At 43.7% G+C, this 25,130-nt stretch carries 22 protein-coding genes; 3 read left to right on the top strand and 19 right to left on the bottom strand.

Features of this window, described 5'->3' with window-relative positions; translation table 11 throughout:
- Positions 1-79 precede the first annotated feature (79 nt).
- A complete protein-coding gene (locus EPB74_RS03565; protein ID WP_274902809.1) occupies positions 80-2,623 on the bottom strand; it encodes a Tex family protein in 2,544 nt (847 codons plus the stop codon).
- A 377-nt stretch (positions 2,624-3,000) separates the two neighbouring features.
- On the opposite strand from EPB74_RS03565, the gene ompR reads away from it, so the two are divergent.
- Positions 3,001-3,765, top strand: coding sequence for an osmolarity response regulator transcription factor OmpR (gene ompR / locus EPB74_RS03560; protein ID WP_079690629.1), 765 nt, complete (start codon positions 3,001-3,003; stop codon positions 3,763-3,765).
- Positions 3,766-3,935: 170 nt separating this feature from the next.
- Here ompR and EPB74_RS03555 read toward each other — a convergent pair whose 3' ends face one another.
- From EPB74_RS03555 to ubiG, 4 genes are all read right to left on the bottom strand, one after another.
- Positions 3,936-4,202 carry a DksA/TraR family C4-type zinc finger protein gene (locus EPB74_RS03555; protein ID WP_079690623.1) on the bottom strand — a complete coding sequence of 89 codons (267 nt, stop codon included), beginning with the start codon at positions 4,200-4,202 and terminating at the stop codon, positions 3,936-3,938.
- Positions 4,203-4,296: 94 nt separating this feature from the next.
- Complete coding sequence (locus EPB74_RS03550) at positions 4,297-5,145, bottom strand: YciK family oxidoreductase (RefSeq protein ID WP_446740012.1); 849 nt, start codon at positions 5,143-5,145, stop codon at positions 4,297-4,299.
- A 103-nt stretch (positions 5,146-5,248) separates the two neighbouring features.
- Positions 5,249-5,959 carry an HAD family hydrolase gene (locus EPB74_RS03545; protein WP_274902808.1) on the bottom strand — a complete coding sequence of 237 codons (711 nt, stop codon included), beginning with the start codon at positions 5,957-5,959 and terminating at the stop codon, positions 5,249-5,251.
- Positions 5,960-5,995: 36 nt separating this feature from the next.
- Positions 5,996-6,823, bottom strand: a complete 828-nt coding sequence (gene ubiG, locus EPB74_RS03540; protein ID WP_274902807.1) for a bifunctional 2-polyprenyl-6-hydroxyphenol methylase/3-demethylubiquinol 3-O-methyltransferase UbiG — start codon at positions 6,821-6,823, stop codon at positions 5,996-5,998.
- Between the two features lie 495 nt (positions 6,824-7,318).
- Here ubiG and EPB74_RS03535 point away from each other — a divergent pair, with 495 nt between their 5' ends.
- Entirely contained in the window at positions 7,319-7,939 is a 621-nt protein-coding gene (locus tag EPB74_RS03535) for a thiol:disulfide interchange protein DsbA/DsbL (RefSeq protein WP_089555715.1), read from the top strand.
- Positions 7,940-8,072: 133 nt separating this feature from the next.
- Here EPB74_RS03535 and yjgA read toward each other — a convergent pair whose 3' ends face one another.
- The 8 genes from yjgA to mazG all read right to left on the bottom strand — a co-directional run bounded on the left by yjgA (position 8,073) and on the right by mazG (position 15,697).
- The gene (gene yjgA / locus EPB74_RS03530; RefSeq protein WP_079690618.1) at positions 8,073-8,585 is read right to left on the bottom strand and encodes a ribosome biogenesis factor YjgA; all 513 of its coding nucleotides are present in this window, start codon (positions 8,583-8,585) and stop codon (positions 8,073-8,075) included.
- 98 nt (positions 8,586-8,683) lie between these two features.
- Complete coding sequence (gene rapZ / locus EPB74_RS03525) at positions 8,684-9,634, bottom strand: RNase adapter RapZ (RefSeq protein ID WP_274902805.1); 951 nt, start codon at positions 9,632-9,634, stop codon at positions 8,684-8,686.
- A 41-nt stretch (positions 9,635-9,675) separates the two neighbouring features.
- Complete coding sequence (gene panC, locus EPB74_RS03520) at positions 9,676-10,560, bottom strand: pantoate--beta-alanine ligase (protein ID WP_274902804.1); 885 nt, start codon at positions 10,558-10,560, stop codon at positions 9,676-9,678.
- A gap of 51 nt (positions 10,561-10,611) precedes the next feature.
- Positions 10,612-11,412 (bottom strand): 3-methyl-2-oxobutanoate hydroxymethyltransferase, encoded by an 801-nt coding sequence (panB, locus tag EPB74_RS03515; protein ID WP_274902803.1) that lies wholly within the window; start codon positions 11,410-11,412, stop codon positions 10,612-10,614.
- Positions 11,413-11,486: 74 nt separating this feature from the next.
- Complete coding sequence (gene folK / locus EPB74_RS03510; protein ID WP_274902801.1) at positions 11,487-12,059, bottom strand: 2-amino-4-hydroxy-6-hydroxymethyldihydropteridine diphosphokinase; 573 nt, start codon at positions 12,057-12,059, stop codon at positions 11,487-11,489.
- Positions 12,060-12,093: 34 nt separating this feature from the next.
- Positions 12,094-14,304, bottom strand: coding sequence for a polynucleotide adenylyltransferase PcnB (gene pcnB, locus EPB74_RS03505; protein ID WP_274902799.1), 2,211 nt, complete (start codon positions 14,302-14,304; stop codon positions 12,094-12,096).
- Positions 14,305-14,469: 165 nt separating this feature from the next.
- Complete coding sequence (locus EPB74_RS03500; RefSeq protein ID WP_274902797.1) at positions 14,470-14,772, bottom strand: ComEA family DNA-binding protein; 303 nt, start codon at positions 14,770-14,772, stop codon at positions 14,470-14,472.
- A gap of 61 nt (positions 14,773-14,833) precedes the next feature.
- On the bottom strand, positions 14,834-15,697 hold the full coding sequence (gene mazG / locus EPB74_RS03495; RefSeq protein ID WP_274902795.1) for a nucleoside triphosphate pyrophosphohydrolase: 864 nt from the start codon (positions 15,695-15,697) through the stop codon (positions 14,834-14,836).
- A gap of 155 nt (positions 15,698-15,852) precedes the next feature.
- Here mazG and EPB74_RS03490 point away from each other — a divergent pair, with 155 nt between their 5' ends.
- The gene (locus tag EPB74_RS03490) at positions 15,853-17,415 is read left to right on the top strand and encodes a phosphomannomutase CpsG (protein ID WP_274902793.1); all 1,563 of its coding nucleotides are present in this window, start codon (positions 15,853-15,855) and stop codon (positions 17,413-17,415) included.
- Positions 17,416-17,575: 160 nt separating this feature from the next.
- Here the strand turns inward: EPB74_RS03490 and EPB74_RS03485 are convergent, their stop codons facing one another.
- The 6 genes from EPB74_RS03485 to sucC all read right to left on the bottom strand — a co-directional run bounded on the left by EPB74_RS03485 (position 17,576) and on the right by sucC (position 24,982).
- Positions 17,576-18,991: a UDP-glucose/GDP-mannose dehydrogenase family protein gene (locus EPB74_RS03485; RefSeq protein ID WP_274902791.1), complete on the bottom strand. Its 1,416-nt coding sequence runs from the start codon at positions 18,989-18,991 to the stop codon at positions 17,576-17,578.
- A gap of 37 nt (positions 18,992-19,028) precedes the next feature.
- Positions 19,029-20,711 (bottom strand): glucose-6-phosphate isomerase, encoded by a 1,683-nt coding sequence (pgi, locus tag EPB74_RS03480; protein WP_274902789.1) that lies wholly within the window; start codon positions 20,709-20,711, stop codon positions 19,029-19,031.
- Between the two features lie 3 nt (positions 20,712-20,714).
- The gene (locus EPB74_RS03475) at positions 20,715-21,599 is read right to left on the bottom strand and encodes a UTP--glucose-1-phosphate uridylyltransferase (protein ID WP_274902788.1); all 885 of its coding nucleotides are present in this window, start codon (positions 21,597-21,599) and stop codon (positions 20,715-20,717) included.
- 54 nt (positions 21,600-21,653) lie between these two features.
- Positions 21,654-22,685, bottom strand: a complete 1,032-nt coding sequence (gene galE, locus EPB74_RS03470; protein ID WP_274902787.1) for a UDP-glucose 4-epimerase GalE — start codon at positions 22,683-22,685, stop codon at positions 21,654-21,656.
- Positions 22,686-22,800: 115 nt separating this feature from the next.
- Complete coding sequence (gene sucD, locus EPB74_RS03465; protein WP_274902786.1) at positions 22,801-23,676, bottom strand: succinate--CoA ligase subunit alpha; 876 nt, start codon at positions 23,674-23,676, stop codon at positions 22,801-22,803.
- A gap of 139 nt (positions 23,677-23,815) precedes the next feature.
- Entirely contained in the window at positions 23,816-24,982 is a 1,167-nt protein-coding gene (sucC, locus tag EPB74_RS03460) for an ADP-forming succinate--CoA ligase subunit beta (protein ID WP_079690605.1), read from the bottom strand.
- Positions 24,983-25,130: the final 148 nt, after the last annotated feature.

Here is a 25,130-nt window from a genome sequence, read left to right as displayed (position 1 = left end):
TGTATCATGCACAAAAAAAGGCAGCCATTAGGCTGCCTTTTTTATTATTTATTACTACTGCTATCGCTATCAATAGAAATTATTTTTTGGTTTTAGTCACGCCAGCTTCTTTCAATAATGCACCAAGGGTACCCATTTTGCTAGGAGCTTCCGCTTTATCTGCTTTTGGCGCCTTGCTACGATTATTACTGGCATTGTCTTTATCTTGGCGATTACCACGAGGCTTCGATGGACGCTTATCTGCTGCTGGATGGCTATTATTTGAACGGTTGCTACGTGGGCGGCTGGCTTTATCTTCATTGCCAGTGCTTGCCGCATTTGACTTCGCTGCTGCACTTGTGCGTGCTGGCTTTTCGGCTTCAGGCTTCATACTAAAACCAATGCGACCGCGTTTTTCGTCAATAGCAATGACACGTACCGAGACGATATCACCTGGTTTGACGCGGTTCATCGGGTCTGCGACAAAGTCATTGGCCATCTGCGAAATATGTACCAAACCATCTTGATGAACACCGACGTCAACGAAGCAACCAAAGGCGGTTACGTTAGTGACTACGCCTTCCAAGGTCATGCCTTCAGTCAAATCTTTAATGCTGTTAACATCATCACGGAAATTGGCCGTCTTAAACTCAGGACGTGGATCACGGGCTGGTTTAGCAAGCTCTTCTATAATGGCTTTAACACTGATGTTATCGTCGTTAGCAGCTAGCGCCGTGGTATCAATACTATTTAACACACCATCATTACCGATGATTTCTGCCAATGCTTTGTTTGTTTGCACAAGCAAGCTATCGACCAGCGCATAGCTTTCTGGATGCACGCCTGTCGCATCAAGTGGATTACTGCCACCATGTACGCGTAAGAAACCGGCGGCTTGCTCAAATGTCTTAGCACCTAAGCGCGGGACATTTTTTAATGACTCACGGCTATCAAAAGCGCCGTGCTCTTTACGATAAGTGACGATTTGCTGGGCAACATTACGATTCAGACCAGCAATGTGCGCCAAGATAGCAGGACTTGCGGTGTTCACATCAACACCAACTGCGTTCACGCTATCTTGAGTTACTTTATCTAGGCTGTCTGCTAACTGAGTTTGATTGACATCATGCTGATATTGACCAACGCCAATGGCTTTTGGATCAACCTTAACCAGCTCTGACAATGGATCTTGTAAACGGCGTGCAATAGAAACAGCGCCGCGTACAGAGACATCCATATTCGCAAGCTCGTCACTAGCCAGCTCACTGGCTGAGTAGACGGATGCGCCCGATTCATTCACGATAACGGCTTTGGCTTTTAGCGTATCATTCGCTGCCAAAATCTCTTTAATCATCGCGTCTGTTTCGCGGCTCGCCGTACCATTACCAATAGCGACCAAATCGACGTTATAAGTGCTTAATAGCTCATCGATGACTGATTTTGCTTCATTCATTTTATTGTCAGGTGCAAACGGATAAACTGTAGCTACGACAGGCTTATTTTCGCTATCTAACATAACATGACCTTGCGCATCGACGATGGCCATTTTTACGCCATGACGGATACCAGGATCAACACCCAAGATAACTTTGCGACCAGCAGGTGCTGACATTAATAAATGCTGTAAGTTATTAGCAAAAACATCAATAGCATCAGCTTCAGCGGTCAGACGTTTCTCAGTCAATAAACGATGTTCGATATGTGGACGCCACTTATCTTTCCATAAGCTACTAGCCGCTTCTGTCAAAAACTCTTGACGTGCAGCAGGCGCTTTGGCATCAATTTCAAAGTGTTTAACGATTTTTTCAATAAATGGCGCGTCTTCGCCTTCAATCTTTAGACCCAAGACGTTTTCTTGACGACCACGCAGCATGGCTAATAAGCGATGGTTTGGCAGACGCGCAAGACTTTCGCTATGCTCAAAGTAATCTTTAAACTTCTCGCCGACTTCACGTTTTTCATCACTCGCAACGCTAGAGATGATAGTGGCTGTCTTGGCAAAGCCACTACGTAAGTTATCAAGCAAATCTAGCGCTTGCGTCCATTCATCAACAATGATGGCTTGTACACCAGCAAGTTGCTTTTCGATACCACTAAAGTCAACTTCAATCTCATTACCGCTATCATCGGTAATGCTTGATTGAACTTGATAGTCTGCTAGCGCATCGGTTGGCGTGATTTCTTGCGTTAAGACTGCTTGAGCAGCAACGTCAAGACCTGCGGCACGTGCTTTGGCAGCTGGTGAACGGCGACGCGGACGATATGGCAAGTAGATGTCTTCAAGCTCAAGTTTCGACGTCGCATTATCAATACGCGTCTGTAGCTCGTCGGTCAAATTGCCTTGCGCGCTTAGCAGCTCAGTAATTTTGAGGCGACGGGTTGCCATGTCACGCTCATAATTAAGAGACTTCTCCAACGCTCGCAATTGCGCATCGTCAAGATCCTGAGTCTTTTCTTTACGGTAACGGGCAATAAACGGGACGGTCGCGCCTTCATCGTAAAGCTTCACAAACGCATTGACTTGAGCAGTCTTAATGCCAAGCGCGCGAGCAAGCTTGTCGTGAATATTCGCGTGTGTGGTTGCATCCAAAACCTGTGCATTTGTCGAGGTTTGAGATGGCGTTAAGGTATCAGTGCTACTCATATACGTATCAATCGTTGAGAAATGTAGCTTTGCATTATAGCAAAAGCTGCATGAATAAAAATCCTTTTTATCTTTTCGTTATTTATCACGTGTTTTATAGCAAAAATCTTCTTATAAGCTTATTTCTAGCGCCTTGTTAAACAAACACATACAGCATTTATCCTTATGAGTGATGCATTTATGACTGCAATCTTATACACTAAAGTATCAATAGCATAAATATTGCTAGATGCTACTACATTGAACAAAAGCCTTTAGTTTTTATAGAATTTTTTTAATAATCAATGGAATGACGCTTAAATAACAACCGTTTTTTATTACGAATGTTTTTTATTGAGAGTTTCTGCTAATAATAATTTTTATAAGAGGATGCCTGTATGACCGATAATAACAGCCCTGATACCTTAACTCAGCGTATTTTAGTCGTCGATGACGATGCACGTTTGCGCTCTTTGTTACAGCGCTTCCTAGAAGATGATGGTTTTGTTGTCCGTACAGCGCACGACGGCAATCAGATGGATAAATTGCTACAGCGTGAGCTTTTCTCATTGGTGGTGCTCGATTTGATGCTACCAGGCGAAGACGGTATCAGTATCTGTAAGCGTTTGCGGGAAGATAACGGCGATATCCCAATTATCATGCTCACCGCCAAAGGTGGCGACGCGGATCGGATCGCAGGGCTTGAAGCGGGTGCGGATGATTATCTACCGAAGCCGTTTAATCCAAAAGAGCTGTTGGCTCGTATCAAAGCGGTATTGCGCCGTCAAAATCGCGAGCTCCCTGGTGCGCCAAGTCATCAGCTTGAAGTGGTTGAATTTGGCCCGTGGACACTTGATCTATCGACTCGCACGCTTAAACGTGACGGCAATGTTGTTACTTTAACGACGGGTGAATTTTCGGTATTAAAGGCTTTAGTGCAGCATCCACGTGAGCCATTAACTCGTGATAAGCTGATGAACCTTGCCCGTGGTCGTGAATGGGGTGCAATGGAGCGCTCTATCGATGTGCAAGTATCACGTTTACGTCGCCTGATTGAGGACAACCCTTCCCAAGCGCGCTATATCCAGACTGTCTGGGGTGTGGGCTATGTGTTCGTTCCTGACGAGGCAGAAGTAGAAGCTGCTAAAAGTGAGTCGCTGTAACTTAATAAATTTTCAGTCTCTCTTATAGTACAAAAACCCCCTGCACACTTGTGACAGGGGGTTTTTGACTGCTTTTTTATTCAACTACGGCTTTATTTAACTGCTTGATGGTAGATACTGTCAGTTCAAAATAAAAACATGTGCTGATAGCAATATGCTAATTTTCCACCTTAACGTAATTGGCTGTCTTTACTACCGCGACGATTAAATAACTCCGTGGCCTTTGCTTCTTGCTCAAGCTCCGTCTGACAGCTAACGCAATGCTGTATACCGGGTACAGCTAACCGCCGTGCTTCTGGAATCGGCTTACCGCACTCATCACAAAACTCCGCGCTTTTACCTGTCGGTAGTGCACGGCGTGCGCGCTCTAGCGCATCGTTGACGGTCGCATCCATTTGTTCATGCTCAGCACCATCTCTTGACCAGCCACCTGCCATAATCCATCCCTATTATTTATATAAAACGCTTTAATAACAAATAGATGGGGTTGTATATCGTTAATTTCAATATATCAGCAATGATAAATTGTGACTAATCCTTTGGCTGTAGCTCGACCACTTGACCACGCACGCCAATACTTTCATCACTCATTAGGCAAACATACCCTGCCATAATGTCATCAGGAGTTTTGAGACTCATCGGATTCTCTCCCGGATACGCATGGGCACGCATATTGGTACGAGTGCCGCCAGGATTAACACAGTTAAAACGCAAATTGGTGGTGTTTTGCGTTTCTTGAGTGAAAATATCGCTCATACCTTCAACCGCTTGCTTGGAGAGCGCATAAGCGCCCCAAAAAGCGCGAGGATGTGTCCCTACGCTGCTCGATGTGAAAACAATGGAACCATGAGGCGCATCCTTAAGTAAAGGCAGTAACGCTTGCGTGAGCATAAAGGTAGAGGTAAAGTTAACTTTCATTACTTGGGCAAACATATCAACATCGTACATCTCAAGCGGTGTCAATGCGCCAAGCATCCCAGCATTATGCAAAATACCATCAAGCTGACCCACTTCTCTATGGATCAAATTTTCTAACTTTTGCATTTCAGCATAAGTAGCACCTTCTAAATTCATCGGTAGCATAGCCGGTTGCTTACCACCAAAGCTTTCGATTTCATCATAAACGTATTCAAGCTTACTGCTGGTACGCCCTAATAGCAGTACCGTGGCGCCATAACGCGCATAGGTTAAAGCCGCGACACGACCAATGCCATCACCTGCCCCTGTAACCAAGATAGTTTTACCATCTAAACATTTATCAGGTGCTGCAAAATGCCGAATGTCATCGTGAGTTAAAGATGGCATAGAATGTTGTACGGTTTGTGGGTTACTTTGCTGATTTTCTGTCTGACTCGCTGACTGATTCGTATGGTCACTCATGGCATTACTCACTGCTTATCATTTAATAGATGGGATGTTTAATCATTGCGGCGCGTGTTAAAAACATTGACTGATAACGCGTTTGATTTATAGCTGATTTGATTTATAGATAGTCAAACTTACCAGAAGAAAGCAACAGTTTGTTCAATTTTTCAGGGGTGTCAGTAATATAATCTGCGCCCCACTTCTTCAAGTTATTTTGATCTTCAGGTGGAATATAGCCATAAGCGGCTAAAATAGTGGGCATGCCAGCGGCATTACCAGCCTCGATATCACGGACGTGATCTCCTACGTAGAGTACACTTTCAGCAGCACCTCGAGGGATACCAAGCTTTTCTAACGCCACATACATAGGCTCCGGATCAGGCTTGGGGCGTGACACGTCATCAGGACAAACTAAAACCGCACAGCGCCCATCTAGCTCCATTTTTTCTAATAATTGCTCTGCTAAATAGCGTGGTTTATTGGTCACAATACCCCACGGTACGCCTTTTAATTCAAGTGTGCTCAGAACTTCTTCAAGCTCACTAAATACACAGCTATCGACGCAAATCTCTGCTTCGTAATCGTCTAAAAACTGCTGACGAAACTCAAGTAAAGTTTCCTCACTGAAATCAACTTGGTCGTTGTGACGTAGCATGAGTTTTACCATCGCTGAGGCACCCGCAGAGACTTGCTCGCGAATTTCTGCTTCAGATGGCGCTTGCCACTCATTTTCACGGCTCATTTTACCAATAATTCTTACAAAATCAGCGGCTGTATCGATCAATGTCCCATCAAGGTCAAACAAAACAGCTTTCACAAATTGGCTCATAATGGGCGCTCTTAGTTATGGTTATCAAAGGTTTTTTTAAACAAGGGGTTTTTGCACTGCCATCATATAATTGACATCGACGTTTTGAGCTAACCAATAGCGCTTGGTCAATGGATTATAATGTAGTCCAATAATGTCTTGGCGTATAAACCCTGCATTAATAGCCATTTTATCTAGCTCAGCTGGAGTAATAAATTTTGCGTAATCATGGGTGCCGCGATCAAGTAAGCGCAAGACATACTCTGCACCAACGATGGCAAACAGATACGATTTAGGGTTGCGATTGATGGTCGATAGGACGCAAACGCCACCTGGCGCTAGTAACTTAAAGCAAGCTTCTACAATGGCGCTTGGGTCTGGCACATGCTCCAGCATCTCCATGCAGGTTACCACATCGAACTGCCCGGCATGAGTAGCTGCCAATGCCTCAATCGGGATATGTTGATAGCGCAAGCTCTCATTTAAGTTGCTTTGCTCAGCGTGTAAGCTAGCAGCTTTTAGGTTTTCCGTACCGAGATCAATACCGGTTACATCTGCGCCGCGACGTGCCATGGATTCCGACAAGATACCACCGCCGCAACCTACATCCAGCACCTTTTTACCCGTCAAACCCATTCCTGCAGTTTTCGTATGGTCGCTACTTATATAGCCGCGCTTAACGTTTTCTTCTATCCAATTAAGACGCAGCGGATTGATTTCGTGTAAGGTAGCAAAAGCCCCGGTTTTATTCCACCACTCGCTAGCCAAGTTGTTAAATTTTTCAACTTCGCTTGCATCTACATTGATAGCGGTAGCCATGGTATCGTCTGCCCCACGGTTCGCTTGAGTATTCAAAGACTGCTCAGAAGATAAAGCTTGGCTCATAGGATTTTTCCTTTATTGGCATTATAGTTATTATCGTATACAGTGCATGATTATACAGTCAATATTAGCATGGGAGCGGCGACTTTGTCGTGCGTACATCGTCACCGATTGTGAATCGGCTGACTGTATACTTAGGCGTTACCATTATCGAGTATCAACTCTTTATAATAAGTGATGAATGACAGTGGTTTTAATTATTTTAAATCGTCTCACATGATACATTCTTAAGTACTAATATTGAGTAATCAGAATCTTGAGCAATGATAAGCTTTAAAAACCGTAAGCTTAAAAGTTATCAGTAAGATACCTTAAATAATAGCGCACAGCTTTACAACCTTTAGTTAAGAATCAGGTTCACAAGTACCAGCATTTTACGTTATTATAGTCGCTACTCTACTATAGGTCGATTCAATCGAAGAATGGTCGTTTATTCACTCCAAAACCTATATCAACATCCCAAGAAATCTCTAAATCTCGATACCTCAAGGAATAAGTATGAAACGTATCATCGCATTGACTGGTCTAGCTTGTGCTATTGGGCTTGCCAATATGGGCGCTCAAGCCGCCAATTATGTCGCAGGAAAAGACTATCGTGTGCTAGACAACCCAGAAAAAATCAGCGGTGATGCTATCATTGTGCGTGAGTTCTTTTGGTATGGTTGCCCACATTGTAACGTTCTCAATCCGCATATGGAAAAATGGGCAAAGACCAAGGGTAAAGATGTGGCATTCTTTAAAACGCCAGCAGCGCTTAACCCTGTTTGGGAAGCCAGTGCCCGTGGTTTTTATGCCGCTCAGTTATTAGGCTATGAAGACAAAACCCATGATGCGCTATTTGAGGCAGTACATAAAGATGGCAAGCAATTATTTGATCAAGCCTCATTAAGCAAATGGTATGCGTCTAAAGGCGTTGACCAAAAGAAATTTAACAGCCTTTATAACTCATTTGCTGTGGGTACAAAAATCGGTCGCTCACAAGCAGGTGCTAAGCGTTATCAAATCTCAGGTGTACCAGCCGTTATCATCCAAGGCAAATATGTCGTGACTGGCGAAAGTGCTACTGTACCTAAAGTGGTTGATTACTTAGTCAATAAAGTACGTGCTGAGAAAAAGTAATTCCGTCTGGATTCCTAATATAACGTAAAAAGCCAATCATAGTGATTGGCTTTTTTATGGTCTGTCTAGAGGTTACTGTTTTTTCTTTAGACTTTATATTTTATAAAGTTGCTATTCTAAAACAATAAAATAACTAACCTTTTAACTGCGACAATATCGCCACTTCACGAATATAGCTTGCTAGGTCTTCTTTAGATTCCGCCATCAGTTCATCATCTTGCGTATGCTTGGCGTATTCAATCCACAGCAGCAGCTGATACATACTATTACGCTCAGAGGCTTTGTATTGTTTAACGAACTGCTTGAGCGTGCCTTCGTCATTGATGTTTAAACGCTCATGCCAACTTTCAATTTTAGACACCTGCTCTTTTGGAAAAAAAGCATCAAACAAGGCTTTTACCAATTCATGGCGGTTTTCTTCACTGATAAGTTTACCAACGCGCTTAGTTTGGCGATTACGTGCATTGGCACTAGTAATATCGGCAAGCGCCATCAACTCTGCCATAAAGTAATCGCTTGCTGGTAGGTTTTTGAGCTGCTTTTTCGATAAGCTCGCAAGCGGTATCGACAACTGTTGCAAGCGCTCATGAGATTTTTTAAGCTCTGTGCGCGAGACGCGCATATCATGTTCTGACCAGTCAATCATAAAAGCTTTCCGTTTTCGAGATAATAAATAATAAAGTTAATAATGCTTTTTATACAGTCAATTCAAAATAACAGCGTGTTGCCCGCGCTTACTAACTACTACCAACGATACTTTTCGCGATGCTTGGCAACAACGGTCAAGCCCTCAGGTAGGCTGGCTGTCAGCTTATCTTGTAAATGCTTAGTAATGAACACCGAGCGATGTTTGCCGCCCGTACAACCTATAGCGACCGTTACCGTATGACGGTTATTATGTAAAAAATCCGGTAACCACCGATTGAGGAATTTGGCGATATCTTCAGTCATCTCCGACACTTCCGGATAATCGGCAAAAAACTCAGCCACTTCGGCGTCAAGACCAGTCGCAGCTCGCAGGGTCGGATTCCAGTGCGGATTGGGTAAAATCCGGACATCAAAGACAAAGTCTGCATCGATAGGGCTGCCGTATTTAAAACCAAAAGATAACAGATTAATGACTATCTGATTATCAACGCCGACATAATCACGAAGGCGCTCTTTTAGCTGATGAATATTCAGCATACTGGTATCTATTTTGATATCAGCCTGTTTAAATATCGGCTGCAAAAGCTTGATTTCTTTTTCGATTGCCGCGGGTAAGTTATAAACTGTATTCTCTACGCCTTTGGTATCTTGCACCATCAAAGGGTGAATGCGGCGGGTGGCATTAAAGCGCGCAACTAAGGTTTCCTCTTGTGCCGTCACATACATCACGGTGACCGCGTCTTCGCCATAGGTTTGCTTTAAAATATCATGAGTTGCAGCAAAATTCGATAAATCCGCACGCGGCGTACGAATGTCGACGCCAAGTGCGATGCGTTTAATACCGCTATCACAAACCAGCTTTTGTGCCGCTTCAGGAACCAATGACAAAGGCAGGTTATCAATAGAGTAAAAGCCTAAATCCTCTAGGATATTCAGTACTGAGGTTTTACCTGATCCTGAACGTCCTGACACGACCAATATACTCAACCGATCATTAGCTGATATTTGCTTTGCTTGATCGTTATTACCGTCATTACTTACATTCATGTTCCGTCATCCTAATAAATTGCATCCCGCAAATTACTGTGTCATAACGGCTGCTTGACCGTCACTAACTGATTGTCCAACAAGCGCGCACGACCTAACCATGCAGCAACTAAAATAACAAACGTCTGATTATCACTGACGCTTGCATGCTTATGAGCGATAGCAGTCAGTTCAGCCGTTTTTATTTCTAGATAATCGATAATAAAACCTGCACGGGTAATGCGCTGGCGAGACTCTTCTAAAACTTCCTCAAACCCTTGCTGCTCATATTTTCCGTCGCCAATTTGTTTGGCTAAATACTGTAATTCTTGCTGCAAAATCGGCGCTGTTTGGCGCTCAGATTCGCTTAAGTACTGATTACGAGAGGATAGTGCTAGGCCATCAGCAGCACGCACAATAGGCGCACCAATGATATCAATGGCATAACTCAAATCACGAACCAATTGCTTAATAATCGCCAATTGCTGATAGTCTTTTTGGCCAAAAATAGCCACATCAGGTTGCACAATATTAAACAGCTTAGAGACGACGATGCCTACCCCATCAAAGTGGCTAGGACGTGATTGACCACATAACTGACCGGCAATCTCCCCTGCGAGTACTGATGTAGGCGGCGGTAATACGGGATACATCTCATCAATACTCGGTGCAAACACATAATCTGCACCAACGTTTGCCAGTTTTTCGACATCGTTATCTAACGTGCGTGGATAGCTGTCAAAATCTTCACCAACGCCAAATTGAGTCGGATTAACAAAGATACTAACGACCACGATATCGGCATGCTGTTTGGCTATTTTTACCAGCTCTAGATGACCATCGTGCAAATTTCCCATCGTTGGTACTAAAGCAATGCGTTGTTGTTTAGCACGGTAAAGCTGTAGAGTCGCTCTCAACGCTGAGATATGATGATGAATAATGGGCATGGTTAAATAGTCTTCTACTTATAAGCATAAACACTAGAATGTTATATCAGCCTAGCTGAATTGGTGCTGCTCTGTGGGGAAACGGCCTTCACGTACCGATTGCTGATAAAGGGCAAATGCCCCTTCGATACTATGCTCAGTATTGCGCTCATCGGTCAAAAAATCATGAACAAAGCGCGGAACGCGACCATGCACCATACCTAGCATGTCATGCATGACCAATACTTGACCATCGGTATCTGCACCAGCTCCAATGCCTATCACTGGCACTGCAACCGCTTCTGTTACGGCTTTGGCCAGCTCAGCAGGTACGCATTCTAGTACTAAAAGGGCAGCACCTGCGGCAACCACAGATTTAGCATCTTCTATTAGCTTCTTGCCAGCCTCATCACCGCGACCTTGGATCTTGTAACCGCCAAAAACGTTGACTGACTGTGGCGTTAATCCTAAATGCACACAAGTTGGCGTGCCTGCTTGCGCCAATGTTGTCACCAACTCGCAAAGCTCACTACCGCCTTCAATTTTAATCACATGCGCGCCTGCTTGCATCAGCTTACGGCTATTAGTAACTGCTTCTGGCAGGGTCACATAACTCATAAATGGCAGGTCAGCTAAAATGAGTGCGTGCTTGTTACTACGCGCGATATTGGCCGTATGATAAGCCATATCATCGACGGTGACGGGCAACGTTGAATCATGGCCTTGCACCACCATGCCCAAACTATCACCAATCAAAATCGTATCGATTTGTGCCTTTTCCATCATGCGCGCAAACATCGCGTCATAACAGGTCAGGCAAGTAAACTTGGTGCCGTCTTTTTTAAATTTATTTAAAGTAGATAACGTTGTCATATCACCCTCAATACTTTTAACTATAATAATTATGACTATTCATCAAGCATCAATAGCTTTAACGATTGGCTTATCTATATTTGATTACGGCTTAGCTCATTATTTGATAATAATTTTAAGCCTGTCCAATCACTACTGTGTGGAAAATCCGTTATTGGCTTGCCAGTAATGATTAGCTCTGGCGCTAACTCGCGTAGCGGTATCAAGACAAAATTACGCTCATGTAAGCCAGCATGCGGTATTGTCAATTGTGGCTCTGCGATTTGTGCGTCGCCATATAGTAATATATCGACATCAAGACTACGTTCACCCCAATGGCGCAGGCGGGCACGTCTTGCTTGCTGCTCTAGTTGTTGGCAAAATGCCAGCAGTTCAAGCGGCGTGAATATGGTTTCAAAACCAGCGACCGCGTTGACAAAGTCAGGCTGATCTTGTGGTCCCATCGGTACTGATGCATAGAATGAAGAAACACGCACCTTGCGCACTTTTTTATTCTCTGTCATCACTTCAAGCGCCTGCTGTAAATGCTCTACCGGCGAACCAAGCTCATTTGCTAAATTACTGCCCAAGCCCACATAGCAGGTAATCCAAGAGCAAGTGGCGATATTATTGCTATCAACATCAGTATCATTAAAGCGCGTGTTCATCGTTATCACTTTACTCTCATATCCGCTGTCGACGTTAAACGTCATTGACGCTTGGCTGGCGACGGCGGCGCTTCGATGGCACAGGCCCTTTACTATTATTCATATTACTAACAACTGTTGGACTGGCAACTTGACTGGTTTTAGCAGGCTTTGTAGTTGATGCTTTAGCAGGTTTTTGAGCCTTGCTAACCACTTTATCAACAGGTTGAGCAATTGGTTTAGGCGCTTTTTTTGCGTACTTGCCAGCTGCTTTCTCATTGCTATTAGCGTCTGTTACCGTTGCTTTTTTGGCACTGCTAACTTCTGCTACAATGTCAGCACTTTCAATCACAGTAGGCTGACGACGACGGCGTTTATGCGGTATCGGCTCATTATTCATGCTTACGAGTGCAGGTGACTGTGCTACTGTACGAGTCTCATAGGATACAGCACGTGCGCTACTCGAAGATGACTGAGTCTCTACTGATACTTTATTGTGCGAGAGGTTGTTTGAATCTACTTTAGCCACAGGTACTTTAGCAACAGCTTTTGTCTCTTGTTTCTGTGATTGAGTCTCTGTTGATGCTTTTTTGGCCGATGCGTTTTGCTGCATAGGCGCTTGAGTAGGCTTAGACCTCGCCTTCTCTGCAATTGGTAGCTGCTTTTTAAGAGGCGGCACAACGTTGCCGTGTTCTATAACAAACAGTGGCGCAGGTTTTGGCGTATGCTGCTGGTTAGTGCCATCATTATAGCTAGCCAAAGACAGTTGCTGCAGCTGTGCCAGCTCATTATTGTCTTGTGTGACTTGCTGCGCGCTATAACCTTTATTTTTTTGGTTAGCAGATGTATGCTGACTGGCACGGCGGCGACGTGACGGTACATTTGAAGCGTCATTGACAGCAGTCGCTCTAGTATTGTTATGATCAGATGCTTGGATATCGCTATCTACTCGATTCACCTTGGCAGTATCGTTCGAAGTCTGAGTGTTTTGGCGATTACGGCCACGACCACGCTGTCCTTGTTTATAGGCACCGCGGCGAATATTTTCATCAAAATCGTCAATGGCTTTATCTTGTTGCTGCTCGGACAAAGTTTGATAGTTCTGCCACCAGTCGCCCATACCATTGGTCGATTCAGATAATGGATGCTCAGCATCGCCGCATTGCTCGCGCAATAACAAGAAGTCAAAACCGGCACGAAAGCGTGGATGCTCAGACAACTGTACAATCTGTTTGCTACGCGGCGCCGCTAGCTTTGGCTGCAATATCCAGATATCACGGATAAACTGTTCAGCAAATTTCGGAATGGCGGTCTTAATACGTTGACGATCAATAACTTTGCCCGCTGCATGCATTTGTGCGTCCGCAAAAGGCATATTGCGCTTTTTGGCTTTTTCTAATTGATGTAAATAATTTTCCCACAGCAAAGCAGCGTAAAAGAATGCCGGATTGATACTTTTACCAGCGCCAATACGTTTATCGGTATTAACAGCCACTTGCTGTACTAAAGCACTAGGCTCAGAGGGCGGATAAATAATTAAGCTATCAATCGCACCTGACTCAAACAATAACGGCAATAACGGTACTAGATAGCCACCGGTAAACATCTTTTGCGTTTCATCATAAAGGCGATGCGGAGAGATTTGTTCTAGCAGCGCCCAGTTGCCATCATGAAATTGCTCGGACAGCTCTTTATCAAATTCAAAGCCTAACTTAGCTTTAAAGCGCAAAGCACGCAACAATCTGACCGGATCTTCTTCAATACGCGTCGGTGCATTACCTAATAAGCGAATAATTTTATTATCAATATCTTCAAGCGCCCCGCAAAAATCATGAACCACACCTTTAAGCGGTTGATAATAAAGGGCATTGATAGAAAAATCACGACGGGCAAAGTCTTGTTTGATATCGCCCCAGACATTGTCGCGCAGAATCATACCATCTTGATTGGTATTGGAATCATTGATAGGTGGACCACGGAACGTCGCCACTTCGATAAGCTCACGCCCAGAGTACACATGCGCCAACTGAAAACGGCGGCCGATAATACGGCAGCGCTTACCAAAGACATCTTTAATCTCATGAGGCTTGGCATCAGTGACTGCATCGAAATCTTTTGGACGCAGACCTAGCAAGGTATCACGCACGCCACCGCCGACGATATAGGCGTCAAACCCAGCTCGGGTTAGGGTGGCAATTACTTCAGTAATGGAATTGGGTAATTCAGATTTATTCAGTTCTAACTGCTTGGCGGCACGCTCGGCCATGCATCTACTCCTTGCCTTTATTCTTAACCAACCCTGACGAACACAGCGTCTATCAGGCGGATGTACCTGCTAGTTTAACAAATTTTAAGCTTGCTGGGTGTATTTAGACATTTACTTACATGCTAATTTGTCAATATTGGGGTTAATTAAAGCAAAATACAGTTATTAATCTTGCACGGTTAAACGTCCGCGATTTTTCTCAACGGTTTTTGCACCAATCCCCTTCACCTTAGTTAATTCATCAACCGTTTTAAAGCTACCGAACATTTCACGATATAGGATAATGGCCTGCGCTTTACTGCTGCCAATTCCATTCAGCGCTGTCAGCTCACCTTCTGTTGCCCGATTGATATTAATACCTGTTTGCGTACGCGCTTGGGTCAGCGTCGTCTCTTGTTCCAAAAGGTATTTATAAGCACTTTGGGCATTATCAAAACACGGCGCAGCATAAGCGTTATTAAGTAACATGGGGAAAATGCACGCTAAATAGAGAGCAGTGCTCGTTATCAAATGCGTGAGTGACGATCTATTATGTGCGTTCATGTTGTTTTGCCGCTTCCCACAGCACGTCCATTTCAGTTATATCACTATTTTCTAGACACTTACCCGCGGCGGCTAACTGTTCTTCAATATAGCCAAAGCGTGATTTAAATTTATGCACACAAGTCAGCGTCGCTGTTTCTGCATCGAGGTTTAATTTGCGCGCCACATTAACCAGCGCAAACATACAATCACCCAGCTCTTTTTCAATATCGGCAATATTGGCGTTTATCTGATCTTTAGACTTATCTACAATCTCAGCCTTCAGCTCGTTTATTTCTTCATCAAGCTTATCAAATGCACCCCTGACACCTTCCCAGTCAAAACCCAGTTTTGAAGCCTGTTTTTGCACATCCTGTGCCTGCATAAGTGCACTACCGGCTTTGGTGTTATCTAAACGGCGTTTTGGTTTACCACGTGCTTCGCGTGCTTGCTGCTCTTCCGCTTTGATTTCATCCCAGCGCACTTTCACTGCCGCTTCATCTGTGAGTCTTTCAGCTTCAAATACATGCGGATGACGGCGAATCAGCTTCTCTTGTAAGGTAGTAATGACGTCACTGATATCGAAACGCCCTTGTTCAGCATACATCTGACAATGGAACACCACTTGTAACAGTACATCGCCAAGCTCACCTTTAATATCTTCATCATCATTACTTTGTACCGCTTCACCTAACTCATAAGCCTCTTCAATCGCATAAGGAATGAGGCTGTGATTGCTTTGTTTTTTATCCCAAGGACAATCGCTACGCAACCGCGCCATTAATGCCAATAAATCGCCCAATTCACCGCTTGCTGCAGGCGTTCCTTGCACAGCTGTAGGTGCTGAGATTTGTTTTTTTAGAATACTCATAAAGAATGCTCTTATATTTTAATTGATTAGGCAACAGAATAAAGCGGCGTTCATAGCAATGGAGCAGTTAGTGTATCATTGAACGCTGATTGGCTTATAATTGTGTTACTACTTACTCATTTTACCATTGCTCACGCGCAAGGAACCTCATTATCATGTCCACTTCTGCGACTATTGGCTATCAACCAGCCACTGAATTTAACCCTATTATTATCAATTCATTTAAGGCTTATGATATTCGTGGCGAGCTTGGAGTAAATCTCGATGAAGATATCGCTTATCGTATTGGGCGTGCCTTTGCACAGATTTTATTTCAACGCTATCAGGATCAGGCGGCAGTAGAGACTCACAATAATGATACTAGCAACAATGATATTATCAATAATGTGGTTAGCGACAATGTGATTAGCAACAATGTGGTTAGCGACATGGCAACGCTACAGCCTGCTATCGTTATTGGTAGCGATATCCGTGATTCAAGCGAGCAATTAAAACAAGCCACGATCAAAGGTATGATAGATGCAGGCGTCGATGTTATCGATTTGGGGATGACTGGAACGGAGGAAGTATATTTTGCCACCAGTCACTATCAAGCGTTAGGCGGTATCGAAGTCACTGCCAGCCATAATCCTATCAATTATAATGGCTTAAAACTGGTCAAGGAACACTCAAAGCCAATTAGTGGCGATGATGGCTTAGCAGAGATTCAAGCATTAGCAGAATCGGGACAATTTACCACTGATAAACCATCCGGAAAGTTGCAACTGTTGACTGATAAAAGTGCCTATATCGACCATGTCATGAGCTTTTTAGATATCGATAAATTGAAACCGTTAAAGCTGGTTATTAATTCAGGCAATGGCAGTGCTGGTCCTGTGGTTGATTTATTGATTGATAAGCTGAAACAAGCTGGCGCGCCCATTGAAGTAATTAAACTGCACCATACACCTGATGGCAGCTTTCCAAATGGCATTCCTAATCCAATGATTTTGGCTAATAGAGCTGCTACCCAGCAGGCTGTCCTAGAAAACAAGGCCGACCTTGGTGTTGCCTTTGACGGTGATTTTGACCGCTGTTTCTTATTTGATGAAAATGGTGAATTTATTGATGGCAGTTATATTGTCGGTATGCTTGCTCAGGCGTTTTTAAATAAACATGCAGGTGAGTCGATTGTGTATGACCCTCGTGTGATTTATAACACTGAAGCAGTTATAAAAGAACATAATGGCAAGGCGGTCATCAGTAAATCTGGGCACTCATTTATCAAGCACGTCATGCGTGATTCTGGCGCTATTTATGGTGGCGAGATGTCCGCTCATCATTACTTTCGCGACTTTTTCTATTGCGATAGCGGTATGATTCCATGGTTACTGACTATTGAGTTATTGTCTATCACGGGCAAGACGTTATCAGAATTGGTCAGCGGCTACATCAAAGCGTATCCGAGCTCAGGTGAGCTAAACTTTCATCTTACCACTCATGATGCCCCGACGATTATTAGCGCAATTGAAGCTAAATTTAGCGCGCAACATCCAGCTAAATCGGTGCTTGATGGTCTAAGTCTTGATTTTGGCGAATGGCGCTTTAATCTGCGTGCCTCCAATACTGAACCACTTATTAGGCTAAATATTGAAAGTCGCGGTGATGAAGATTTATTACGAACTAAGATACAAGAGATTCAGCAATGGCTAATGACACAAGGTGCTATACCTGCTTAAGTAGTTATCTTTATTAAGTAAAAATTGATCAATTTATAAAAAATAAGCGCCTGTTAATATAGACATTAACAGGCGCTTATTGTCATTTAAGCACTTATGATCTTTTGAGATGTTTTTATTTTTTAGCTGAATAGGATTATTTTATAGTTGATAGAACATATTATTTAGCGCGACCAATACCTCTATAACCACCCACGAGACTGTCAATTTGCGCTCGTGTTAATACATTTTGTGCATCAAATATAGGCATTGCTTGTTGATTTAATGCTGCCACATCCAGCTGATCTTGTGGCGACCAGCTGATGATAAAAACCGCCTGTGCTTCACTGAGCTGCTGATAAGGGCGGTGAATCAATTGAAGTAATGGCTGCGACCCATAAAGGGCAGCAAGCTCAGCCTGCGCCTTATCACTATAAACCAGAGTACGGATATTATAAGACCATAATAACGCCAGTAGTGGATGAATGGCTGATTCCGCTGTCCGTCCCGATCCTGCTTTATAACTACCACCCCAAATCATCACCGTCTTATTGTCGATAAAGCCATCAAAATATTGCCAAAACTTACGGAATATCAGCTCTTTTTGGTCTTCATTGATGTGCATGACTGACTGTAATAAGGACATCTCTAAGCTATGCTCTCGACTCGACTGCTGTAGTTTGACCAGTTCAGTCGGTAAAGTGTTGCCACCAAAACCCCAGCCAGCTTGCAGATAGCTACTGCCAATTCGCTCATCAAGTGCCATGATCTGGCTCACTTGTTGGATATCAACCTGTTGACTATCAGCCAAGCGCGACATCTCATTCATAAAGCTTACCCGCGTTGCGAGCATCGCCATAATACTACTGCGGGCAAACTCTATGGTCGCAATATCAGCATGATGGGACGCGCGAGCATGCTGCATTAAGGGTTGCAGCATGACTAAATGCTGGCTACTGTCCGCAGTTTTTTCACCAAGTAACCATAAAGATGGCTGCAACATCGAGCTATAAGCGTCACCGTCTTTTAAAAATACGAACGGTAAATAATAGACCCAAGCACGCTTTAAACGCTGTGCCAATGCGGCAATAGCGCCTAGCTGCTCAATACCACTCATAATCAGCGGTTGCGTCTGCTGCTGACTATGATTGAAAGCGGTAATCCAGCTATCTTCTATCCATGCTAACTTAATACTGTCTAAAAATAGCCAATATAGGGCAACTATTTTTTGGTTATTAATGTCATGGCTTATATGACTACTGTTATGGTCGTCATTGTGATTGACAACTTCATAGGACTGTATAAGTGCATCAGCACTGTCAGGCAGCGCATAAATGACGATTTTTTGCTGCTGCACATACATTTGCCATAATGCTTGTAAATGATGCTCAAAAGCATATTGCTGTAACTGCTGCGTCAATAACGCTCTATCTGCATATAGGTGAACGCACTGACCTAAACTTGCTAGCACCACTGCGCTGGTAACTGCTTCAATACTATGACCAATAAGGACGCAGACGGTAGGACTCACAGGAGAATTATTAAGCGGATTTGGTTCAGGTGTGTACGTGTGTTTATCTATGACATCAGCGCTCATGATTTTACCTTTAATAATGATTGACGTAGTAAAACTATCAAGACAACTGTTGAATATGTTTTAAAAGCTGGTTGGTGGAAGTGTCAAATTGGACACTTCCCTCTTGCTGCATGGCGTCATGAACTGACTCTGCCATCTGCTTGCCCATTTCAACCCCCCATTGGTCAAACGGGTTGATATCCCAAATACTCGCCATAACATAAACTTTATGCTCATAAAGCGCGATCAGCGCTCCTAAGCTATGCGGGGTTAGCTCATCGATAAGCAAGGTCGTTGAAGGCTGATTGCCTCGGTAGTATTTATATTTGTCGGCATTGAAATCTACCTGAGCTGCAGTATCGGCGATAGCGGCATTACCAAAAGCCAGCACGCGGCTTTGTGCTAGACAGTTGGCCAAAGACAATTCATGCTGTTGTTGTAGTGGCGTATTTTTTGCCTCATCATTATAACGACGTACGCAGGCGATAAAGTCGCAAGAAACTTGCTGCGTCCCTTGATGCAGCAGCTGATAAAAAGCATGCTGAGCATTGGAGCCAATCTCACCCCATAGAATTGGACAAGTGTCATAATCAATACGCTCGCCATACTGAGTAACCGACTTACCGTTACTTTCCATCTCAAGCTGGGTCAAGTAACTGGGCAAATAGCTTAAACGTCCATCATAAGGCAATACCGTATGGGCATTCACTTTTAAAAAGGTACTGTTCCAAACTGCAAGCAAGCCTAATAATACGGGTAAGTTTTCTGCAAAATCAGTCTGCGCAAAATGCTCATCCATACTATGAGCACCGGCCAATAACTGTTTAAATCCAGACATACCGATGCGAATGGCAATAGCCAATCCAATCGCTGACCATAAAGAAAAGCGGCCGCCAACCCATTCCCAAATTTGTAGTTGATGCTCAGGATGAATGCCCCAAGCACTCATTTTTTCGCTATTGGCTGAGATACCGATAAAATGGCGACGTAACACACTGTCTTCAGTACCTGCGCGCAATTCCGCCGTTGCAAGTAACCATGATAATGCTGTTTTGGCATTCGATAGTGTATCAACGGTGCCGAAAGACTTCGATGAGATGATAAATAAAGTGGTCTCAGGATTTAAATGCTTGAGCAGATTATCAAGCTGGGTGCCATCCATATTTGAGACAAAATGCACTTCGATATCGGTATCTGCCCACTCATCAAGCGCGGTAGCCGCCATTAGTGGCCCTAAATCAGAGCCGCCAACCCCGATATTGACCACATCGGTCATGGCCTTACCTGAGAAGCCACGCCATGTATTATCACGTACCCGCTCAGATAATCTGGCAACCTGCGCCAAACTGTGATGGACATCGGCAACCACATCTTGTTTGCCAAATTCTTGGTTAGCGACTTGTAACGTTGCTTTCGCCGGTAAGCGTAGCGCTGTATGCAAAGCTGCGCGCTCCTCACTGGTATTGACCATCGCCCCTTGCAGCAAAGCTTTAATACGCTCAGACAGATCACAGCTATCTGCTAAGCTCAATAAATTCGCTAATACCGTCTCATCAATACACTGCTTGCTATAGTCCATATATAGCGCACCAGTTTGCGTACTAAAGCGAGTCGTTCGCTCATCGTCTTTTGCAAATAGCTGAGCAAGCGACCATGGCTGTTCAGCTAGCGTTTGCAGCGGCTGCCAATATTTAGAGTGACGGGCACTACCATACACTTTATCGTCTTTTATAACGTTCATCCGTTACTCTTTATCTGCTAATTGCTGCTGAGCGAAATAAATAAACGCCTGCATGTAAGAACGCATATCGCCGGCATCATAACTATCTCCGCGCATGGTGGTAACATTGACCCCATACTCACTGATGAGGGCGTCAATGGCATCCGTCAATTGAATCTCGCCACCGACCGAAGCTTCAGTATTGGCTAAATAATCAAAAATATGATGGCTAAATACATAACGACCAACCACGGCGAGTCTTGAGGGTGCCTCTGCTACATTCGGCTTTTCTACAAAACCAGCAACTTTAAAGCTGACATTCATATCCGCTTCGTCATCTACTGCACTCGCATCGCTAAACACTTCATGTAATTGGGCGATACCGTACTTATGCACATCCTCATCCGCAACTTTATCGACCAATATTTGCGAATGACTGTCTTTAGCAAAAGCATCAATCATAAAGGACAAATTATCCGTAGACATATCGCCGTTAAATGGATCGAGTACCACATCCGGTAGCAGTACAGCAAAATTATGCTCACCAATAATCGGGCGCGCAGCAAGCACAGCGTGACCCAAGCCTAATGGCTTACCCTGACGTATCATAGAGACCGTCACATCATCAGGTAGCCAGTTTAAGCTATCTGCCAGCTCATCTTTACCTTTTTGACGCAATTGATTATCCAGCTCAGCATTGATATCGAAGTAGTTTTCAATCGCGCTTTTTTGCGCATGACCGATCAATACAATGTGCTTAATACCGGCAGCGATCGCTTCTTCGACCACATAATGAATGGCAGGACGATTACCAAGCGGCAATAGCTCTTTTGGTACTGATTTAGACAATGGCAACATACGAGTGCCAAAGCCTGCAACCGGAATAACGGCATGAGTAATTTTTTGCATAATTATTAAACTGTATTAAAAGAAGAATGGAGGCAAATCTATATTCTATAAAATTTAAACTGTGTCATAACCATGAGGATTCATGCTTTGCCAACGCCATGTATCTTGACACATCTCGGTAATAGACAGCTTTGCTTGCCAGCCTAACAAAGATTGCGCTTTATCAGCACTGGCATAGCAACTGGCGATATCACCCGCACGACGATCAGCGAACTGGTAAGGAATTTTTTGCCCTGACACTTCGGAGAAAGCCGTCACCAACTCTAATACCGAGGTGCCCGTACCCGTACCAAGATTGATAGGTAAGAAGCCTAAAGCTGAGTTTTGTTGCTCTAGATAGTTAAGCGCGGCGACGTGGCCTTGGGCTAGATCAGTGACATGAATAAAATCACGGACACCAGTGCCATCAATTGTCGCATAGTCATTACCAAAAATATTCAGCTGAGACAGCTTACCAACGGCTACTTGCGAAATATAAGGCATCAAATTATTAGGAATATCGTTTGGATCTTCACCAATCTGACCTGATGAATGCGCACCAACTGGATTAAAATATCTAAGTGTGATTAGGTTCCAATCACTGTCAGATACGGCTAGGTCTTCTAAAATATGCTCAACGACCAGTTTGCTTTGACCATAAGGATTGGTACAGGAGCGCTTCGAGCTCTCATCAATCGGTAACGTTTCAGGATCACCATAGACTGTAGCAGAGGAAGAAAAAACCAAGCGCTTCACGTTATACTCAGTCATTACCTCTAATAACGTAATCGTTCCACTGACGTTATTATTATAATACATCAATGGCTTAGCAACAGATTCACCAACGGCTTTTAAACCCGCAAAGTGAATCACGCCAAAGAACTGATGATCAGCAAACACTTTCTTAAGTGATTCACTATCGCGAATATCGCCTTCTATAAACTCGATTGGCTTTCCAATAAGGTTCGAGATACGATTCATAGCCTCATGACTACTGTTAGATAAGTTATCATAGACAACGATATCGTAGCCTGCTTCATGCAGAGCGATACAAGTATGAGAACCGATATATCCTGCGCCGCCCGTTACCAATATTTTATTTTTCATACCATCACTCAAAGCAGTTTTTAAAACAAAAAAAGACACCCCATTGTAGGGGTGTCTTTATGGTATATCAAGGCAGTTCTAGTAGTTAAGCAATAGGTTAAGACAGACGCCTATATTACCAACCAGTAACTTCTTTAAGCTTGTCACCTAGTTTAGATGGGTCACGTGTATACGCGATACCAGCATCTTCAAACGCTTTGAATTTCTCTTCAGCAGTACCTTGACCGCCTGAAATGATAGCGCCAGCATGACCCATGCGCTTGCCTTCAGGAGCAGTGACACCAGCGATATAACCAACGACTGGCTTAGTGACATGGTCTTTGATATAAGCGGCTGCTTCTTCTTCAGCAGTACCACCGATCTCACCGATTAAAATGATCGCTTCAGTTTGTGGATCTTCTTGGAACAGTTTTAGCGCATCAATCTGGTTCATACCTGGGATAGGATCACCACCGATACCGATACAGGTTGATTGACCAAAACCAAGCTTAGTCGTCTGAGCGACTGCTTCATAAGTCAATGTCCCAGAGCGTGAGATGATGCCCACTTTACCCGGCATATGGATATGACCTGGCATGATACCAATTTTGCACTGACCTGGAGTGATAACGCCTGGGCAGTTAGGACCGACCATACGTACGCCGTCTGCTTTTTCGATATAACGCTTGGCTTTTAGCATATCTAAAGTAGGTACGCCTTCAGTGATCACAATGATCAGCTTAACGCCCGCATCTACTGCTTCAACGATAGAATCTAGTACAAATGGAGCAGGTACATAGATAACAGAAGCGTCAGCTTGAGTCGCTTCCATTGCTTCAGACATCGTGTTAAACACTGGTAGACCTAAATGCGTTTGACCGCCTTTACCTGGGGTAACGCCACCAACGACTTTAGTACCGTATTCGATAGCTTGTTCAGAGTGGAACGTACCATTTTTACCGGTGAAGCCTTGTACCAATACTTTGGTATCTTTATCGATTAATACACTCATTATTTTTTCCTTTATTCGGTTGTCTTGTAATAGCCACTTGATGGTTTGTCGACCATTAAATGTTAACGATCTATTTTTATACCAGCAAGCCGCTATTACGCTTTGACTACGATGTTTATTTGCTTAAGCGTTTAAGAGCTTAGGCTTTAACAGCATCGACAATTTTTTGAGCAGCGTCTGACAAGCCTTGAGCTGAAATAAGATTCAGACCAGAATCTTGTAGAATCTGAATACCTTTTTCAGCGTTGTTACCTTCTAGACGTACAACAACAGGTACTTTTACGTCAACTTCTTTGATAGCAGCGATAATAGCTTCTGCAATCATGTCACAACGTACGATACCACCGAAGATGTTGATTAAAACGCCTTCAACGCTGCTGTCTTCAAGGATAATCTTGAATGCTTCAACAACGCGATCTTTAGTTGCGCCGCCGCCAACGTCCAAGAAGTTAGCAGGCTTGCCGCCATACAATTTGATGATGTCCATCGTCGCCATCGCAAGACCAGCACCGTTAACCATACAACCGATGTTACCTTCTAGAGCAACATAGTTTAGGTCAAACTCAGCCGCTTTAAGCTCACGCTCATTTTCTTGTGACTTATCTTGTAGCGCTGCGATTTTAGGCAAACGATATAGAGCATTTGAGTCGATACCGATTTTGCCATCAACACAAACAATCTCGCCGTTTTCACGAACCGCTAATGGGTTGATCTCAAGCAATGCAAAGTCATTTTCAACAAATGCTTGATAAGCACCAGTCATCAATTTAACGAACTGATTGATTTGTTTGCCTTCAAGACCCAATTTAAACGCCACTTCGCGCGCTTGGTAAGGCATTAAACCTACTAATGGATCAACGTTTACTTTGAAGATTTTTTCTGGCGTTTCATTTGCCACTTCTTCAATATCAACGCCGCCTTCAGTTGATGCCATGAACGTTACGCGACGCGTAGAACGATCAACAACGGCACCAAGATATAGCTCAGTTTGTACTGGGTACATATCTTCTGCAACCAATACGAAGTTAACTGGTTGGCCATCAGCGTCAGTTTGGAAAGTAACTAAGTTAGTACCGATAAGTTCTTCAGCAACTTGCTTGGCTTCTTCGCGAGTCTTAACCAATTTAACACCACCCGCTTTACCACGGCCACCAGCATGTACTTGGGCTTTGATAACGGCAATATCAGTTGGGGTTTTATCAAAAGCTGCAGCTGCTTCGTCGCCATTATAGGCAATGATGCCTTCTTGAATCGGCAAGCCGTAGCTTTTTAATAGCTCTTTTGCTTGATACTCATGTAAATTCATTGATTGAATCCTTTGTTTTTTACCATTAATAAAAAGTGAAAATAAGTACGTGGCAAAATTTTCTGCTGCACTTAAGACCGACGCACTAATGTGACTATTAATCAAAATAGTGCGACAGCCATATCATCACTTAATAGCTATCTAAAAT

This window comes from Psychrobacter sp. DAB_AL62B (assembly GCF_028895345.1).
Classification (GTDB): domain Bacteria; phylum Pseudomonadota; class Gammaproteobacteria; order Pseudomonadales; family Moraxellaceae; genus Psychrobacter.
The sequence above is the reverse complement of the archived record's forward strand: the minus strand, read 5'-3'. Positions and strand labels throughout refer to the sequence as shown.